Origin of the sequence: Microbacterium nanhaiense, assembly GCF_014646015.1 — a bacterium.
Classification (GTDB): Bacteria; Actinomycetota; Actinomycetes; order Actinomycetales; family Microbacteriaceae; genus Microbacterium; species Microbacterium nanhaiense.
In genome coordinates, this window is the sequence record NZ_BMMQ01000003.1 from 312576 (window position 1) to 329412 (window position 16837).

Sequence of the window (16837 nt, forward strand, 5' to 3'; positions counted from 1 at the left end):
CTCTTCAGGAGTACAGAATGCGTCGTGCCCGCCGCGCCAGCACCGAGAGCGTCATTCGGCGCGTCGACACCCCCGAGGCGGCCCAGGCCCTCCTCGGCGTCGAGGCGGCGCCGGTCTCGCCGCTGCGCATCGAGGTGCCGGATCCGTCGCTGCTGCGTCACCTCGCGCTTCCCCGCAACCCCGGGCTGCGCACCACCGAGCTGGAGGTGCGGATCGCGCGCTTCGAGGCTCCCGTGCCGCGCTGGCGCGGGCGGCTCGGCCAGGTTCGCCACCTCGCCGGTTACGACCTGCGATTCGATGCGCCCTCGGGCGGCGCCACGGCCACCGTGCGCACCACGAAGCTCACCTCGGTCGCGGAGATCGCGAACGCGCTGATCCCGGTGTTTACCCCCAACACGCCCTTCGCGGGCGCCGGATTCCCGCTCGTCGCCCTCGCGGCGGGCGCGGGCGACGATGCCCTCGCCCTGCTGCCGACGCGCTCCGTGCCGCCCGTCGAGGCGATGGTCGGGCGCCTCCAGGGTGTGGGGCTCAAGCGCGCCGACGTCCTCATCGGCGGACCCACACGCCTGGCCGACGAACTCGCGACCCACCACATCCCGACCGCCGCCGCGCTGCACGGATCGCCCCGCACCGAACTGCCCGCGATCGACCTGAACGTGCACAACCCGATCGGTCGGGAGTTGCTCTTCTCGCCCTCGCGCCCCGCGCGCCGGCTCATCCTGCTCGGCGCCCAGGCGCGCATCGTCACGGTCGAGGCGGGCGGCGACCCCATCGAGTTCGACGTGCGTCGCCCTCTGCCGGCCACCGTCGTGCGAAGGCTGCGCGGCGTCGAGAGCGTCTCGCTCGCCGGCCTGACGGAACTGCCCGAGGGCCTCGCCGCACGGTTCGCGGAGATCGCCGCAACCGACACCATCCTGCACTCGCTCCCCGCGTCGATCCAGATCGCGCCCGAGGCGCTCGCCCCCGAGCTGGTCGAGGTGATCCGGCGTCCCTACACCCAGGCGATGGGGCTGGAGCGCGAGCTGCGGCAGGTGGAGGCGCGCCGCATCGCGATGCGCGAGCACGGAGGCTACTTCCGTCTCGCCTCGGCCATCACGGCCGCGACGGGGGAGCGCTACCTCCCGAGCGTCAGCGTCATCCTCTCCACGATGCGCAGCGAGCTGATCCCCGGTGTGCTCCAGATGATGGCGAAGCAGACCTACGCCCACTTCGAGGTCATCGTCGTCGTCCACGGCGTGCCCGCACCGTCCCTCGACGGCGTCGACCTCGCGGGCCTCGAATACACGATCGTCGAGGTTCCGGACACCGTGCTCTTCGGCGCCGCGCTCGCCGAGGGCGTGCGGCGCTCGTCCGGCGACCTGATCACCAAGCTCGACGACGACGACTGGTACAGCGAGCACCACATCTCCGACCTCGTGCTCGCGCACCTGTACTCGCGCGCCGACGTGGTCGGTAAGGCCACCGAGTACCTCTACTTCGAAGAGGTCGGGCAGACCGTCCACCGCACCTTCGCGACGGAGCGATACCACGACCAGCTCGCCGGCGGCGCCATGCTTCTCTCCCGCGCGGCCTTCGATGCGCTCGGCGGGTGGCGCCCCACGCCCAACTCGACGGATCGCTCCGTGCTGATCCGCGTCGAGACCCAGGGCGGGGTCGGATACCGCGTGCAGAGCCTGGGGTACATGTACATTCGGCACGCCTCGAAGCACACCTGGGAGCGCACCGCGTCCCAGCTCGTGCAGGGGGCCTTCGAGCAGTGGCGCGGGTGGCGGTATCCCGAGGTGGGGTACTGAGGCGCTTCATCCGCCGCCTCCGCTGCGCGATCGTGCCCCCGCGCTCGCGATCCCGCGGATCCGCCCGCCAGGCCCGAGCCAGCGAGCGCGGGGGCACGATCGCTCCGCTCCGTGTTGGGCCGTGCGTCGGAGGGGGATACGATTGCTGCGCTCCGCGGTGGGTCAGTAGACGGGGAGGGCGTGGACGTCGTAGGTGAGCGGCGTTGGGGCCGTGTCTGACGACGGGAAGGTGACCGTGAAGGGCGCGGTCGAGTAGGCGCTGATGCTCGGGGCCCAGGTGACGCCGTAGGACGAGATCCGACCGTCCGCGTCGCGCTCGACGACGACCACGTCGGGGGAGTTCCTGAGTTCGTCGGAGCCGTTCTCGATCGTCCCCGTCGCCGTCGCCTGGCCGTTCTCGACGCCGACCTCGACGTCCGTCGCGACGAGCGGGTTGCCCTCGGGAGCCTCGACGGGCTTCTGCATGACGAGCCCGTCGATGTCGACGGTGACGTCGACGATGAGCTCGCTGTCGACGACGAAATCACCCGCGAAGGCACTGGTGCCCGGGTAGATGTCGCCGAACTCCGTGCGGGTGTCGATGATGTCGCCGTCGGCGTCCACCGCGTTCACCGTGAGGGTGACGCCGGGGTACATCGTGCCTGCGCTGGCGTTGTCGACGAGAACGAGGTACTGCGGGATCGACGAGCTGCCGGCGATCACATAGTCTTCGAGCTCGACATCGCCGAGCATGGCCGCCACCTCGTCCTCGTTCGCGTACGTCTCGACGTAGGAGTTTCCCGATATCGAGTCGACGAGGCTCACGCCGCCGGCCATCGACCCGAGGAGCACCGTCACGATGAACATGAAGACGCCCCAGATGAGGCTCAGACTGGCGACGATGAGTGCCGCGACCGACATGCCCCTGCCGGCGCGCCGCTTCGCGAGGGCCACGGTCGCCACCGTGATCGCGACGAGCGCGAAGGGCACCCCGATGAGCGCGAAGAAGGGCACGATGCCGAACATGGCGCCGAGGATCGCGAAGACGAGCGCCGTGACGGCCATGCCCTTCGGGCGAGGGGCGTCCATCGGCGCGGGCGGATAGCCGTACGGGTTCGGCCGGGCGTAGCCGGATCCATACGCGGCCGGCGACGCCGGGTAGCCCTGGCCGGATCCGGGCGCGGCCGGGTAAGCGGGCTGCGGCGGGCCCGCGTGGGGTGCGGGGCCGCCATACCCGGCCGGGGCGCCGCCGTACTGCTGCTGCGGGGACGGGTAGCCGTGCGGAGGGGCGTAGCCGGCCGGCCCCCGAGCGGGCGGCGCCCATGCCCCGGCGGCGGGCGTGCCGTACGACGCCTGGTACCCCGGCGCGGGCTCCGAGCCCGGCTGCGGCGCTGCGGGCGGGGGAGTCAGGGGAACTTCCGGCTCCGGGTCGTCCCACACGTCGTCGGAACGACGGTCTTTCCGGGGAAAGGTGGGGCTCTGCGGGTCGTACGGGTTCTGTGCGTCTGACATGAGGATCCCGATCTAACGGCCGAGGCGCTTCACGACACGGGCCGGCACGCCCGCGACGACGACGTCATCGGGAACATCCTCCGTCACGACCGACCCGGCCGCGACGACGGATCCGGATCCGATGGAGACGCCCGCGAGCACCGTCGCGCTCGCGCCGATCCACGACCCGTCGCCGATCGTGATCGGGTCGTGCCGCACGGCCCCGGCTCGCCGCTCGTGCGAGCCCATCTCGTGCGTATCCGTGACGAGCCGCACGAACGGGCCGATGTTCACGCGGTCGCCGACCGTCGTGTGCGGCCGCACGTAGCAGTCGCGATTGATGAACACGTCGGATCCGATGGTGATCTCGCCCGTGAACTCGCCGCCGCGATAGATGCGGGTGGCGGAGCCGACCCTGATCGTCGCGGATGCGCCGTGGTTGAAGACGACGTTGTCATCGATGGTCGCGTCGTCGGCGATTTCGAGCATGACGCTATTGTGCCAGCGGGGCCATGATCTCGAAATTCTTGTCGCGCGAGAGCCGCAGAGCGTCGCGCATCCCGCGCCACAGGTTCGTCCACCCCGTCTTCGTGACCTTGCGCTCGACGAACGCGAGGCGGATCAGCTCCTTGGCGAAGGTCGCCGCCGTGCCGAGCGCGAACGCCAGCGGGCGGTAGTCGCCGTGAGCGCGATAGTAGTGGGCCATGATGCCGCGGTTTCGCATGATGTAGTAGCGGTACATGTCGCTCGACGCGTTGAGGTGCCGCGTGCCCATGTCCCACTGCTTGATCTCGCGCGTGCGCTGCAGCACGAACTCGTCGACGATCACGCACGCCTCGTGTCGCGACGCGAGGTAGCCGTAGATGGTGTCGTCCCAGTAGATGAAGAAGCGAGGGTCGGGGAGACCCAGCTTCTGCACGAGCGACCGATGAATGAACATCCCCTCGAAACAGCCCGAGTTCATCTCGCGGTAGCCCGAGTCGTCGAAGCCCGCGGGGGCGAAGGGGATGGGGATGCCGAGCGACGTCGACACGCGGTACTGCCAATAGAACTCGGAGCCGTCGTAGTCGTATCGCCTGCCCTGAATGTGGCGGAACCGCGGCGTCCACTTGCCCATCCGCGCGAGGCCATCGGGCAGCACCTCGACATCGTCGTCCATGAGCCAGATCCATTCGGAGCCGAGCTCGTACGCGGTTTCCATCCCCGCGCTGAACCCCCCGGCGCCGCCGGTGTTCGTCTCGAGGCGTCGGTAGACCAGCTGCGTGCCCAGCTGTTCGCGCAGCGTTTCGACGACCTCGGTCGTGTCGTCGCTCGAAGCGTTGTCGACGACGACGACGCGACCCGGCTTCGGATCCATCGTGCTGATCGACGTCAGCGCGCGCGACAGCAGGGCGGAGCGGTTGAACGTGACGATGACGATCGTCGCGCTCGCCGGATCAAAGGTCGCACTCATGCCTTGGCCTCGAAGTCGGTCATCCACTCATTCTCCGCTACGAGGCTCGGCAGAGCCTCACGATACTCGCGGGCGAGCTTCGGCCACTGCTTCTTCAACCGGCGGTGCAGCCGGATCGAGTCGAACAGCATCGTGCGGAACGTCTCGCGGTTGCGGACGTAGATCTGCTTTCCGGATCCATCGGCGGCCGAGACGAGGGCCGAATCGACGTGCGGCACGCGCCACCACTCCGCGTCCTCCTTGCCGAACTCGACCTCGGGGGTCTCCACGAATCGCGGTGCCGGCTTCGTGAGCAGGTGCCGCAGCAGCGACTTCGCGGTGAAGATCCGCAGGGCGAGACCCGTGGGGTTGCCGATGTCGCCGCGCTTGCGCAGCTCGAAGACCTGGCGGCCCTTGACGGAATGCAGCACCTCGTCCGGGTCGCGGTGCACGACCGTCTCCGGGTACTTCTTCGCGATCTTCCGCGCCAGGGGCATGCGCGTCGCGAGCGTCTTGCGCATGTGGCCCGGGCCGCTCAGCACGTCGCGGAGCGCGAAGTTGCGCAGCGCCGCGGGGTAGTACTGCATCATCATCAGGTGCTTGAGATCCATGCGCTGGCTGTGGCGCAGCAGCGTGCCGCCCGCGGGCTGGGGCGAGTGGAGGAGGCCCGCGACGATGCGGTTCCGGGCGTGGTAGTACGCCTGCCAGTCGATCGAATCGTCCTTGCCGACCCACGACACGTGCCAGAGCGCCGCTCCCGGCAGCGTGACCGTCGGGAAACCGTGCTCGCGGGCGCGCACGGAGTACTCGGCGTCGTCCCACTTGATGAACGCGGGCAGCGGCAGCCCCGTCTCCGCGATGACGGCCTTCGGGATGAGGCACATCCACCAGCCGTTGTAGTCGGCGTCCATGCGCATGTGCAGCAGGCGCGCCTGGCGGAGGTTCTGCTCGCGGAAATCGTGCGGCATCTGCTCCTGGTACAGCGTGCGCCACATGAAGGGCGCCTCGTCGATGACCTCCGCCCAGGCGTGCAGCCGCGGACGATCGAGCAGATCGAACATGTGCGCACCGACGATGACGGGCTTCGTCGCATAGCGGCCGAACACGATCGAGCGACGGATCGATTCGGGCTCGATCTTCACGTCGTCGTCGAGCAGCTGCACGAAGTCGCTCTCGTCGCGCTGCATGGTCTCGTGCATCGCGCGGGCGAAGCCGCCGGACCCGCCGAGGTTCCGTTGCGTGAGGACCTGCAGCGTCTCGCCGAGCGACGCGGCGAGCTCCGGGAAGGCGTCCTGCGCGTCGACGCGGTCGTCGCCCTGGTCGATGAGGAAGATGCGGTCGACGACCTCGAGCACGCCGGGGCTCGAGGCCAGAGCCTGCAGCGTCTCGACGCAGTACCCCGGCTTGTTGTAGGTCGTGATGCCGAGCGAGGCCTTCCCGGTGCGGGCCGGCTCCTGCTCGGTCGACCAGGCGGCGCCCACGAGGTCCACATCCTCGTCGCCCGCGACGACGTCGAACCAGACCCAGCCGCCGTCGGAGAACTGCGTCAGCGCGATCTCGAAGGTCGAGGTCGCCTCGCCCGTCACCTCGGCGGTGTCGATGCGCTGCTGCACGCCGGAGCCGTTGGAGCGGTAGACGAGGATCGTCGCGGATCCCGAGGTGCGCACCTCGAGCCGCACCCGGCGCACCGCCGTCCAGTGCTGCCAGTACGAGGCCGGGAAGGCGTTGAAATAGCTCGCGAGCGAGGTGCGCTCGCCGCCGCGGATCCGCAATGAGTCACGGGAGATCACATCGGCGATGTGGGCTCCCGTCGCGACCCGCACCGGCACGCCGTCGATCGTCGACCAGGAATCCGCGTCGACGTAGAGCGGGAGCAGGTCAGGATCGCGGTCGGTGGGGAAGACGACGTTCTGCAGAACGAATGCCATGGGGATCTCCGACTCATCTCACGGGGCGGGGCCCCATGAGCCTACCGGCCGAGTCCTGCGTTCGCCTGGGATCAGCGCCCGCCCGCCTGCGGCGGCAGGGGAATGGGTGCTGTCGCATCGATCGAGGTGCGCCACGAGCGCTCCTGCCCGGCGCGCACGGCGCAGACCACGAGCAGGAACCAGCCGACGTTCGTCAGCGTGAAGCTCTCGAACACGCTCGACACGGCGAGCGCGACGAGAACCAGGGGCAGCCAGGAGTACACGACCGAACGGCGGTCGGCGCCCGCGAGCCACGCGCGCACGAGCGCCAGCGTCAGCAGGGAGCAGAAGAGCAGCAGGCCGACCCAGCCGAGCTGCATGACCACGTCGACGAAGGCATTGAGGGCCGATTCGTTGTCGGCGCTCACCGAGATGTCGATGATGTTCGTGGGGAACGGGTCGCCGTGCCACGAGCCAAAGAATCCCCACCCCGTGACGGGGCGCTGGCCGATCCAGACGCGGATCGCGGACCAGAGTTCGACGCGCGAGGCGAATCCCGACCGGTTCGCGAGGAACAGCGCGAGGGGGCGGTGCAGGATCCAGATCCCCAGCACCGCGACGCCGGCGAGCGACGCGATCGCGATGTTGACCCGGCGGCGCCCCGGTCGCGCCGTTCCGCGCGCGACGGAGAGCAGGGCGACGGCGGCGACCACGAAGCTCGACACGACGAGCGCGGGCGGTGACCCCGAGAAGGCCGCAAGGAGGGCAGCCAGGACGATCGAGAACACCGCGATCTGAGGCGGAACGCTCCGGGCGCGCCACTCGATCATGAAGGTGATGAGGGCGATCACGGCGACGAATCCGAGCAGATTTCGCGAGCCGAACAGGCCCTGGATCGGTCCGCCGAAGGCGATCAGGCCTTCGACGCCCAGGCGGGTGAGCGGGGCGTCGAAGATGATTCCGGACAATACCTCGATCGCGAGCGAGGCGGAGAGGAGCCAGCGCAGGACATCGCCGACCGCCCGCACGATCTGCAGGGTGTCGCGGATGTGCGCGACGGTGATCGCGATGATCGTCCAGGAGGCGAGGGCCAGCCACGACGTCAGAGCTCGGCCCTGCGCGCCGTCGAGCGCCCAGGCGAAGGAGGTGAGCGTCCACACCACGAAGGCGACGAGGGAGGTCGGCGCGAAGCCGATCACGGACAGCTCGTCGCGGCGAAGCACGAGAACCGATACCGCGAGCGCGACGAGGCCCGCCACGACCGTCGCGAGCGTGACGGAACCCGCCACGCGATCGATCGCCGTGGCGAGGAACGCCGCGGCGATCGCGGTGAGTGCGTATGCGCGCGCGAACTGGGCCGACCGCAGGAGGTCCGGCAGAGACGTCGGCACGCGCATCGCGCTCATGCCGGCGAACCGATCTCCGCATCGCGATCGGGGAAGGTGACGGCGGGCGCGAGGCGCAGCTTCGTGATGAACATCGACACGAGCATCCAACCCCACAGCATCATGGGGTTCGACTCCGTGAGCCCCTGCGTCAACAGCGCCCACACGATCAGCAGCGGGACGAGCGAGAGGGGAGAGAACGGGGAGGGGCCGTCCGGCACGAGGCGCGGCGCGTCGACCGCAAAGAACCATGCGCGCCACACGGCCGACCCGTAGACGAGTGCGAGCATGACGATGCCCAGCGCTCCGAGCTGGAGGAACACGTCGAGCCACATGTTGTGCGCCTCGAAGACGGTGATGTCGTGATCGATGATCCAGCCGTCGAAGGCCGGATCCCACGGAACCCACGGGGACGAGAAGCCGTTGCCGAAGATCGGGCGCTCGGACGCGCGCTCGACGACCGCCGCCCAGATGTCGTTGCGTCCCGTGAGCCCGCTGGAGCGGCCGAGGAGCCCCGCCACCCGGTCGAAGGCGAGCACGCCGACGCCGGCGCCGACGACGGCGATCGCCGTCGCCGTCAGGTAGACCGTGCGCCGGCCGCGCGCCGTGCGCGCGCGGCGCATGACGAGCGCGACGCAGGCCACGGCCGCGACGACGATGAGCGCGACGAAGGTCGTGGCGGATCCCGCCCGGATGAACATCCACGCCGCGAGCGCCACCCAGAGCGACCGCGCGACGATCTTCGTGCCGGTCACGTGGCCCTTGACTCCCACCCAGAGCCGCGCCGAGAAGACAATGACGGCGAGGAGCATCAGCATCCCCAGCAGGTTCGAATTGCCGACCACGCCCTGGATCCGGTCGCCGACGAGCAGCGAATCGAAGATGTTGCCGCGCACCCAGTACCAGTGCGCGTTCGGCTCGCCGTCGTAGTCGACGGCGAAGAAGTTCGGCATGATCGGATGCCGGACGATGAGCGCGACCCAGGCCTCGAAGACGAATGACCCGGCGACGATCCATCGCAGCGCGACCTCCAGGCAGCGCACGATGTCGGACCACGAGAGCAGATCGGCGAAGAAGATGCCCTGCATCGTGAACCCGGCGAGGACCGCCGCCGTCAGGATGCTCGCGGCGGGCCACTGCGACCACAGGGTCGACGCGAACGCGAGCGCAACATAGACGAGCGCGATCCAGGGCAGTCGCTCCCAGCGGAAGCGACGGGCCTTCGGCCGGCGAGCGAGGCTCGGGATCCAGATCGCCAGGGTCGCGACGATAAGGGCTCCGACGAGCACCGCCGCGCCCGCCGCGCCCAAGAGGTTGAACCACCACGAGTAGGCGAGCGCGCTCACCATGACGAAGATCGAGTAGGCGCGGAGCGCCTGGTGCGCAGACCTCTCCCGTTCGGGGGCCCGGACGCGTTCGGTCACGGGATACTTCGTCGCCTGCGCCATAGACACCAGCCTAATCTTGCTCGCGCGGGGGATCTCGTAGGGTGTGAAGCATGCTTCTCGGCCTCACCAATGCACCGCGTCCGTTCGACTGGGGATCCACGAGCCTCATCGCCCGCCTCGAGGGACGGCCCGACTCCGCCACGCCCGAGGCGGAGGTGTGGTTCGGCGATCACCCGTCCGACCCGGCGGATCTGGCCGACGGCCGCACCCTCGACGCGCACCTGGCGGACGCGAAGTTGCCATACCTCCTGAAGATCCTCGCCGCGACGAAGTCGCTGTCGATCCAGGCGCACCCCACCCGCCAGCAGGCGATCGACGGTTTTGCGGCGGAGCGCGCGCTGCCAGCGGACGCGCCCCACAACTACGCGGACGACAACCACAAGCCCGAGATGATCGTCGCCCTGAGCGACGAGTTCGTCGCGCTGTGCGGGCTCCGCGAGGTCGACGCCACGCGCCGGCTGCTGGGCGAGCTCGGATCCGCGGCCGCGCCGCTCCTCGAGCGGGTGACCGACGACGACTCCCTCGCGGAATCCGTGGGGTGGCTGCTCTCGGGCGACGCGCAGGGCGTCGTCGACGCGATCATCGCCGCCCTCGAGAGCACCTCCTCCGTCGAATTCGCGGACGATATCGCCAACGCGCGGCGCAATGCGGCCGAGTTCCCGGGAGACCCCGGCGTCGTCGTCGGCCTCCTGATGAACCTCATGACGCTGCGGGCGGGGGAGGCGCTGTTCCTCCGCGCGGGCCAGCTGCACGCCTACCAGTCGGGCCTCGGAATCGAGATCATGGCGGCGAGCGACAACGTCATGCGCGGGGGCCTCACGCCCAAGCACATCGACGTCGACGAGCTCATGCGGGTGCTCGAGCGGCGGTCAGGCGCCGTGGCGCTGGTCGAACCGGTCGACGTCTCGGAGGGAGTGATCGAGTACCCCGTGCCCGTCGATGATTTCCGATTGTGGCGTGGCGCCGCGAGTGTCAAGGGTGTAACGATTGCGCCCGCGCTGCCGGCGATCGTGCTGTGCGTGTCGGGGTCGATCGAGGTGCGCGGCGCGACCGGCAACCTCGAACTTCTGCCGGGTCAGGCCGCATTTATCGAGGGTGAGGAGTCCGCGCTCGTCATCGCCGGTCGGGGCGAGTTCTTCGTGGCTCAACCCGGGGCCTGAGACACGCCGGTCGCGGGCAAACCTTCAAGAGGTGCATGAAGCATCTACTATCTGCGACTTGATATTCACGAATCACACGGGTGTAATTACCCAGGTAGGGCGTTCGGACGATCGCCATACCTAAGGGGGAGAGACACCATGACCGCACCGCAGTACCAGCCCGAGGCGCCGGCCGACTGGTTCGTCGATCCCGCCGATCTCGGCGTCCCCGGAGCGACCGGTGCCGACGGGGTCGACGAGGGCCTGCTGGGGTGGCAGAGCGAGGCGCTCTGCGCGCAGACCGACCCCGAGGCCTTCTTCCCGGAAAAGGGTGGATCGACCCGCGACGCCAAGCGCATCTGCGAGTCCTGCGATGTGCGCGCACAGTGCCTCGAGTACGCGCTCGCGAACGACGAACGATTCGGGATCTGGGGCGGGCTGTCGGAGCGCGAGCGCCGCAAGCTGAAGAAAGAGATGCAGCAGGCGTCCTGAACGCGTGTCAGTGAGCGGGTGCCGGGCTCGCCCGGCATAGGCTGGGCAGGTCATGCCCGCGCCAGTTCATGCAGTGCTCGTCGCCCGATCGTCTACCGCGGCCGCGGCGCGCCTTGAGCGCGCGCTCGACGCGATTCGAGCCCAGAGCCAATCCGTCGCCTCCCTCGCGATCGTCGTCCGCGGCGACCCCGCGCCGCTGAAGTCCGCGGCAGAAGCCGCAAACGCGAGCCATCTCATCGCCGCGCCCGAACGCACCGGATTCGCCGGCGCGGTCGAGCTGGCGATGGAGCGCCTGCCGGAGGGGCACGTGTGGCTCCTCGACGATGACTCCGTTCCGGAGCCGGCGACGCTCGCCAAGCTCGCCTCGGCGCTCGAGCGGCAGCCGTCGGTCGCGATCGCCGCTCCCAAGCTCGTCCGCGCGGGCGATCGCCGCCGCATCGAGTCCTTCGGCGTCACGATGACGACCACGGGACGCACGGTGGAGCTCGCGCACGGCGAATACGATCAGGGGCAGCACGACCGCGACGACGACGTGCTCGGCGCCGACATCCGGGGCATGCTCCTCCGCTCGGACGTGGCGCTCGCGCTCGTGCCCGACCGTGCAATGCTCGGTGCCGATGAGGGCCTCGACATGGGCGTGCGCGCGCGCCTCGGCGGCCGCCGCGTGAGCCTCGTCCCCGACGCGCGCGTCGCCGTCTGGCCGCCGCGCCAGACTCCGCTGCGCCGCGACTACACCCGACGCGTGGCCCAGCTGCACAGGCGCCTCGCCTACGCGTCCTCGCTGACCGTCGCCCCGAAGTGGATCGCGCTGCTCCCGCTCGCCGTCTGGGCGACGGCGCTCGCCCTTCTCGCCAAGCGGCCCGGGCGGGTCGCACCGGAGTGGATGGCGACCTTCACGGTGCTCGTGCGCCTCGGATCGATCTCGCGCTCGCGTCGGCGCGTGCGCGCCTTCCGCACGGGATCCTGGTCGCAGGTCGACGCGCTCCGCCTCGGCCGCACGCAACTACGCGAGCGCCAGCAGGCATCCGAGGATCCGCGACGCGACAACCCCGACCGGCTCGAGTTCTTCTCCGGCGGCGGCGCATGGGCCGTGCTCGGTGGTCTCGTCGTGAGCGTGGCGGCGTTCATCGCCCTTCTGACCTGGCCGGCCATCGGCGGCGGTGCGCTCCTGCCGCTGCGCCACGGGGTGCTCGCGTTGTGGCGCGACGCGCTCTGGGGCGTGCGCCCCGAGGGGCTGGCCGAGGTCGGACCGGCCGACCCGTTCTCCGCCGTCGTCGCCCTGCTCGGCACGATCTGGCCCGGTGGCCCCAGCTTCGCCCTGGTGCTCCTCTGGCTGCTCGCCGCGCCGCTCGCCGTCCTCGGCGGCTGGTTCGCGGCGACGCGATTCACGGCACGCCCCGCCGCACGGATCGCCCTCGCCGCCATGTGGGGCCTCGCGCCGCCGCTCTGGGACGCGCTCGCGCAGGGGCGGCCGGCGGCCGTCATCGCGCACCTGCTCCTGCCGTGGCTGCTCTTCGCGGGCATCGCCGCGCATCGCTCCTGGACCACGGCCGGCGCCGCATCGATCCTGCTCGCGGGCGTGCTCGCCTGCGCGCCGTCGCTCGCACCGGCGATCGGCCTCGTCTGGCTCGTCGGGCTCGCCGTGGCGATCGGCGCACGCCGACGCCGCATCGCCCACGTCGTGTGGGTGGTCGTCCCCTCGATCGTGATGTTCGCGCCGCTCGCGGCGCGCCAGTTCTCGCGCGGCACGCCGTGGGCGCTGTTCGCGGATCCCGACGCGGCCGACTTCGTGCACGGATCCGCCGCGGCCGTCGCCGGCGGTTCGGTCAACCCGGACGGGTGGGAGGCACTGTTCGCCGACCTCGGGCTGAGCTGGACGTCGGTGTGGTGGGCGCCGATGCTTCTCGCGCCGGTCGCCCTGCTCGCGCTCACTGCCCCCGCGACGCGGAAGACCTGGCTGGCCGTCGTCGCGCTCGCCGTGGCGGCAGTGGGCAGCGTGACCGCCGTCGTCGATCTCGGCGCGCGCCTCGCGGTCGTCGACGGCGTGCGCGTGCCGGTGTGGCCCGGGTCCGCTCTCAGCCTGGCCTGGCTAGGCGCCATCGTCGCCTGCGCGATCGCTATCGACGGCGTGCGCCGTGGGCGGCGCCCGCTCGCGGTCGTCGTCATCGTCTGCGCGGCGCTCGCGATCGTGCCGCAGGCCACCGCGCTGCACCGCGGAGACACTCCGCTGCACTCCGCGAGCGACACGACCCTTCCCGCCTATGTCTCCGCCCAGGCGCGCGCCGACGGCGAGGTCGGCACGCTGATCCTCACGCCGCTCGCCGACGGCACCGTCGCGGCGAAGGTCGTCTGGGGCACGAGCGAGACCCTGGGCGGCGCGTCGACGCTCGAACGAACCCCGGTGGACGTCAGCGAGGACGACGAGGCCGTCGCTCACCTCGCCGGCGACATCGTCTCGGGCAGCACCCTGACCGTGGCCGACGAGGTGCGGGAGGCCGGAATCACCTTCGTCCTCCTGCGCGGGCAGGATGCCTCGGCGAGCGCGCAGCGCGTCGTCGCGCTCGCGGCGCAGGCCTCGATGGACCAGCGCGCGGGCTTCGTGCGCGTCGGCGAGACACCGCACGGCGTGCTGTGGAGCGTCGTCGACGAGCCGGCCGCTCGAGGCGGCATGGACGCGGGCGAGACGACGACCGCGTGGTTCACCGGCATTGCACAGGGCCTGGTCCTCGTCGTTGCTCTGCTGCTCGCCATCCCGACCCGCCGCACGCGCGATCAGGCCAGGCAGAAGCCCCGCCTGATCGGCGTGCAGAACGAATCGCGAGAGGAGCGCACGCGATGAGCAGGCGCAGGATCGTCCGCACCGCCGTCGGCACCCTCGCCGGTATCGCGCTCGCCGGCTCCGCCGTCCTGGCGGCATCGAGCACCCTGCCGGGCGTCGGACCGAGCGCCTGGGGCGGATCGGACGAGGCCCCGCAGGTGGTGGTCACTCCGCCGCCCGCCGAGACGATTCTCGCGTGCGACGGACCGCTCGTGGGACTCGGACTGGACGCGACCGACGCGACCGGCCTGAGCGCGATCGGCGACCTCGAGCTCACCATCGGCACGGGCAACGGAACGGAACCCGAGCGCGCCGACGAGCTCGAGCTCGAGGGCGTGGGATCCGCCGCGATCCTCACCCAGCGACCGGACGGCGAGGAGCCGGTCGCCGTCGCGGGCGCGGGCTCGGCGATGCTCGACGACCTTGCCGCCGTCGGATACGCCGTGTCCTCGTGTCAACCCGGGAGCCCGGAGGCATGGATCGCCGGGGCGAGCGGGCAGACCGGCGTGAGCGACATCGTTATCATCGGCAACGCGTCGGACGTGCCGGCAACCGTGTCGCTCGAGGTGTACGGCGTCGACGGTCGCACCGTGCCGGCCGGTGGCGAGTTCGCCATTCCGCCGCGCGGACAGCGGGCCGTGCCCGTCGCCGGAATCGCGGGCGGCGAGCAGAACCCCGTCATCCGGGTCACGAGCCGCAACGCGCCCGTGCGCGTCACGCTGCAGTCGATCACCACGGCGGGGCTCGCGCAGCAGGGAATCGACCTCGAAGAGGCGACGCTGCCGATGACGAACGCCGTCGTGCCGCGCGTGCGCGTGACGCGGGCGACCGCCGAGGGCGGATCCGCCGCGACGACGGTGCAGCTCATGGGCACGAGCGGCTCGCCGGGCACCGTGGTGGTGAGCGTCGTCGACGAAGCGAGCGGAGACGAGGTCGCGCGCACCGACATCGAGATGACGCCGGAGATCCCCGTCACGGCGGCCTTCGACTCGCTCCCCGAGGGCAGTTACGCCGTGCGGATCACGAGCGAGGTCCCGTTCGTCTCGGCGGTGCGCCAGAGCTCCGGCAACGACTACGCCTGGTACACGCCGGGCGAGCCGCTCACGGGGGAATCGATCGTGGCGGCCCCGGCGGGTAATGACGGCAAGATCGCGCTCAGCTTCGCCTCGCTCGAGGACGCCTCGAGCATCACCGTCACCCCCGTGGCGGGCGGCGACGGCATGACGCTCGATCTCGACGCCGGACGCTCGGGAACCCTCGTCGTGGACGACCGGTCGAGTTACCGGATCACGGTCGACGGCGGAGCGGTAGTGGGCGCCGCCGGAACGAGCGACGACGGACGCATCGGGAGCTTCTCGATCGCTCCCGACCCGGCGCTGCCGGATCCGGTCGTCGTCACTCCGTAGCGTCGACGCGGAAGGACGCGTGCCGCAGCACCGTCCACCCCGACGGGACCGAGAGCCGCTCGGCGTGCTGAGCGCACAGGTCGTGCGCGTGCGGGTCGTCCCCGGCGCCCAGCGGGCCGAGGGCGACCATGCGGCCGTCGTAGTCGAAGGTGAGGGTCGCGACCGCCTCGCGGTTGCACGACACCTTCGAGCAGATTCGTTCCGTCACGCCAACGAGCCTAAGCTGAAGGCATGAGGTGGACGTCTCGCGCACGCCGGGAACGGCAGGAATCTCCGAAGCCGCGATCAGCGCGTCACGGCCGGCACGGGCGCGTCGGACGAAGCGCCCTGACGAAGCCGCCGCTGCCGGCGATCGGGTCGCGCTACGACCGGTTCAACATGGTCTTCCTCGCCGCGGTCGACCTGCTTCGCCGCGAGTGGCCGGAGCTGAAGGACGTGCGTTTCGAGCTCGGATCCCTCCCGGTCGGCGAGACGGGCGAGCGCATGCCGCGCTGGACCGTCGATCGCGCGAACAACCTCGTCATCGTGCACCGCGTCGTCGTCGAGCGCCTCGACAAGGCCCACGGGCAGCCCCTGAACCGCACGGACGAGTTCCACCGCCGGCTTCTCATCGAGAATGCGGTGTTCGGCGGCGCCGCCGAATATCTGGGGCGCGATCCCTACGACCTCGGGGCCGACCCGTTCCACTGATCCCCCGAGAAGGGATCCCGGCCCGCCAGGGCACTCGCCCGCTCGCGCTCCGCGCGGAGCATGCGCGCCTCGCGTTCGCGTCGCACGGCCGCGACGCCCTGGAGGACCGCCTCGGCGGGCGCCTGGGGGAGCGGCGTGACATAGGGTGCGATATCGGCGACGAGCTCGGAGGCGATGCGGGCGCGGGCGGCGGGCGAGAGCTTCGAGGCCCCCGATGAGAAGCGCGTCACCTGCGCGTCGAGACGGTCCGGCAGGCGGGCGACGTCGGCGACGCGCGCCCAGCCGGCGAGCTGTTCGGGGATCCCCGGCGACGGATCCGGGAGCCGCGTGCGCCGCGCTCGCTCGCTGTAGGTTCCGGCGACGAGGTCGCCGAGGCGCTGCGCACGCGGCGTGAACATGCCGACGATGAGGGCGACGCCGCCGAACGACATGTAGATTTCGAGCACGCCGAGAAGCCCTCGCACGAACGCGTGCCGGAAGCCGATTGCGCCGCCGTCGCTGCGCACGATGCGGCCGCCCGCGGCGAGCTTGCCGAGGCTGCGCCCGCCCGAGAGCGTCTCGACCGTGATCGGCAGCACGGCGAAGCAGACGACGAGCACAACGACCGAGAAGATGCGGTACGTGCCCTCGTCGAGCACACCCGCGTCGACGAGGGATCCGGCGCCGAACACCGCGAGCGCGAGGTAGGCGAGCCATCCGATGAGGGCGTCGATCAGGCCGCCGAGCAGCCGGAGGCCGAGCCCGAGCGGCTGTCGATCGAGAGCGACGGCCTCGCCGGTGAGGATCTCGTCCTCGGCGACGAGCGCGCGCGGTCCGGAGATCGTCATTCCCCCAGTTAACCAGACAGCCCGTAGGCT

14 protein-coding genes are annotated in these 16837 nt (G+C 70.7%); 6 read left to right on the forward strand and 8 right to left on the reverse strand.

Annotated features, from left to right (window positions below):
• The first annotated feature begins 17 nt into the window (after positions 1-17).
• Entirely contained in the window at positions 18-1793 is a 1776-nt protein-coding gene (locus IEX05_RS07170; protein ID WP_188700674.1) for a glycosyltransferase family 2 protein, read from the forward strand.
• Positions 1794-1955: 162 nt separating this feature from the next.
• Here IEX05_RS07170 and IEX05_RS07175 read toward each other — a convergent pair whose 3' ends face one another.
• The 6 genes from IEX05_RS07175 to IEX05_RS07200 all read right to left on the reverse strand — a co-directional run bounded on the left by IEX05_RS07175 (position 1956) and on the right by IEX05_RS07200 (position 9435).
• Positions 1956-3284, reverse strand: a complete 1329-nt coding sequence (locus tag IEX05_RS07175; RefSeq protein WP_188700675.1) for a DUF4190 domain-containing protein — start codon at positions 3282-3284, stop codon at positions 1956-1958.
• A gap of 12 nt (positions 3285-3296) precedes the next feature.
• The gene (locus IEX05_RS07180) at positions 3297-3752 is read right to left on the reverse strand and encodes a DapH/DapD/GlmU-related protein (RefSeq protein WP_188700676.1); all 456 of its coding nucleotides are present in this window, start codon (positions 3750-3752) and stop codon (positions 3297-3299) included.
• Positions 3753-3756: 4 nt separating this feature from the next.
• Positions 3757-4716 carry a glycosyltransferase gene (locus IEX05_RS07185; protein WP_188700677.1) on the reverse strand — a complete coding sequence of 320 codons (960 nt, stop codon included), beginning with the start codon at positions 4714-4716 and terminating at the stop codon, positions 3757-3759.
• Positions 4713-6623, reverse strand: coding sequence for a glycosyltransferase (locus IEX05_RS07190; protein WP_188700678.1), 1911 nt, complete (start codon positions 6621-6623; stop codon positions 4713-4715). The genes IEX05_RS07185 and IEX05_RS07190 overlap by 4 nt, the downstream gene beginning before the upstream one ends.
• Positions 6624-6694: 71 nt before the next feature.
• A complete protein-coding gene (locus IEX05_RS07195) occupies positions 6695-8008 on the reverse strand; it encodes an O-antigen ligase family protein (RefSeq protein ID WP_188700679.1) in 1314 nt (437 codons plus the stop codon).
• A complete protein-coding gene (locus IEX05_RS07200; protein ID WP_188700680.1) occupies positions 8005-9435 on the reverse strand; it encodes an O-antigen ligase family protein in 1431 nt (476 codons plus the stop codon). Before IEX05_RS07200 ends, IEX05_RS07195 begins: the two co-directional genes overlap by 4 nt.
• A gap of 50 nt (positions 9436-9485) precedes the next feature.
• Here IEX05_RS07200 and manA point away from each other — a divergent pair, with 50 nt between their 5' ends.
• The 4 genes from manA (at position 9486) to IEX05_RS07220 (ending at position 15290) form a co-directional block, all read left to right on the forward strand.
• Positions 9486-10595: a mannose-6-phosphate isomerase, class I gene (gene manA / locus IEX05_RS07205; RefSeq protein ID WP_188700681.1), complete on the forward strand. Its 1110-nt coding sequence runs from the start codon at positions 9486-9488 to the stop codon at positions 10593-10595.
• Between the two features lie 138 nt (positions 10596-10733).
• Positions 10734-11066: a WhiB family transcriptional regulator gene (locus IEX05_RS07210; protein WP_188700682.1), complete on the forward strand. Its 333-nt coding sequence runs from the start codon at positions 10734-10736 to the stop codon at positions 11064-11066.
• A gap of 52 nt (positions 11067-11118) precedes the next feature.
• Entirely contained in the window at positions 11119-13905 is a 2787-nt protein-coding gene (locus IEX05_RS07215) for a glycosyltransferase (protein ID WP_188700683.1), read from the forward strand.
• Positions 13902-15290 (forward strand): DUF5719 family protein, encoded by a 1389-nt coding sequence (locus IEX05_RS07220; protein ID WP_188700684.1) that lies wholly within the window; start codon positions 13902-13904, stop codon positions 15288-15290. Before IEX05_RS07215 ends, IEX05_RS07220 begins: the two co-directional genes overlap by 4 nt.
• Here IEX05_RS07220 and IEX05_RS07225 read toward each other — a convergent pair.
• Positions 15280-15498: a DUF3499 family protein gene (locus IEX05_RS07225; RefSeq protein WP_188700685.1), complete on the reverse strand. Its 219-nt coding sequence runs from the start codon at positions 15496-15498 to the stop codon at positions 15280-15282. The two genes, IEX05_RS07220 and IEX05_RS07225, sit on opposite strands and share 11 nt — an antisense overlap.
• Before the next feature lie 23 nt (positions 15499-15521).
• On the opposite strand from IEX05_RS07225, the gene IEX05_RS07230 reads away from it, so the two are divergent.
• Complete coding sequence (locus IEX05_RS07230; protein ID WP_188700686.1) at positions 15522-15980, forward strand: hypothetical protein; 459 nt, start codon at positions 15522-15524, stop codon at positions 15978-15980.
• On the opposite strand, the gene IEX05_RS07235 is transcribed toward IEX05_RS07230, so the two are convergent.
• On the reverse strand, positions 15950-16807 hold the full coding sequence (locus tag IEX05_RS07235; RefSeq protein ID WP_188700687.1) for an RDD family protein: 858 nt from the start codon (positions 16805-16807) through the stop codon (positions 15950-15952). The genes IEX05_RS07230 and IEX05_RS07235 overlap by 31 nt on opposite strands.
• Positions 16808-16837 lie beyond the last annotated feature (30 nt).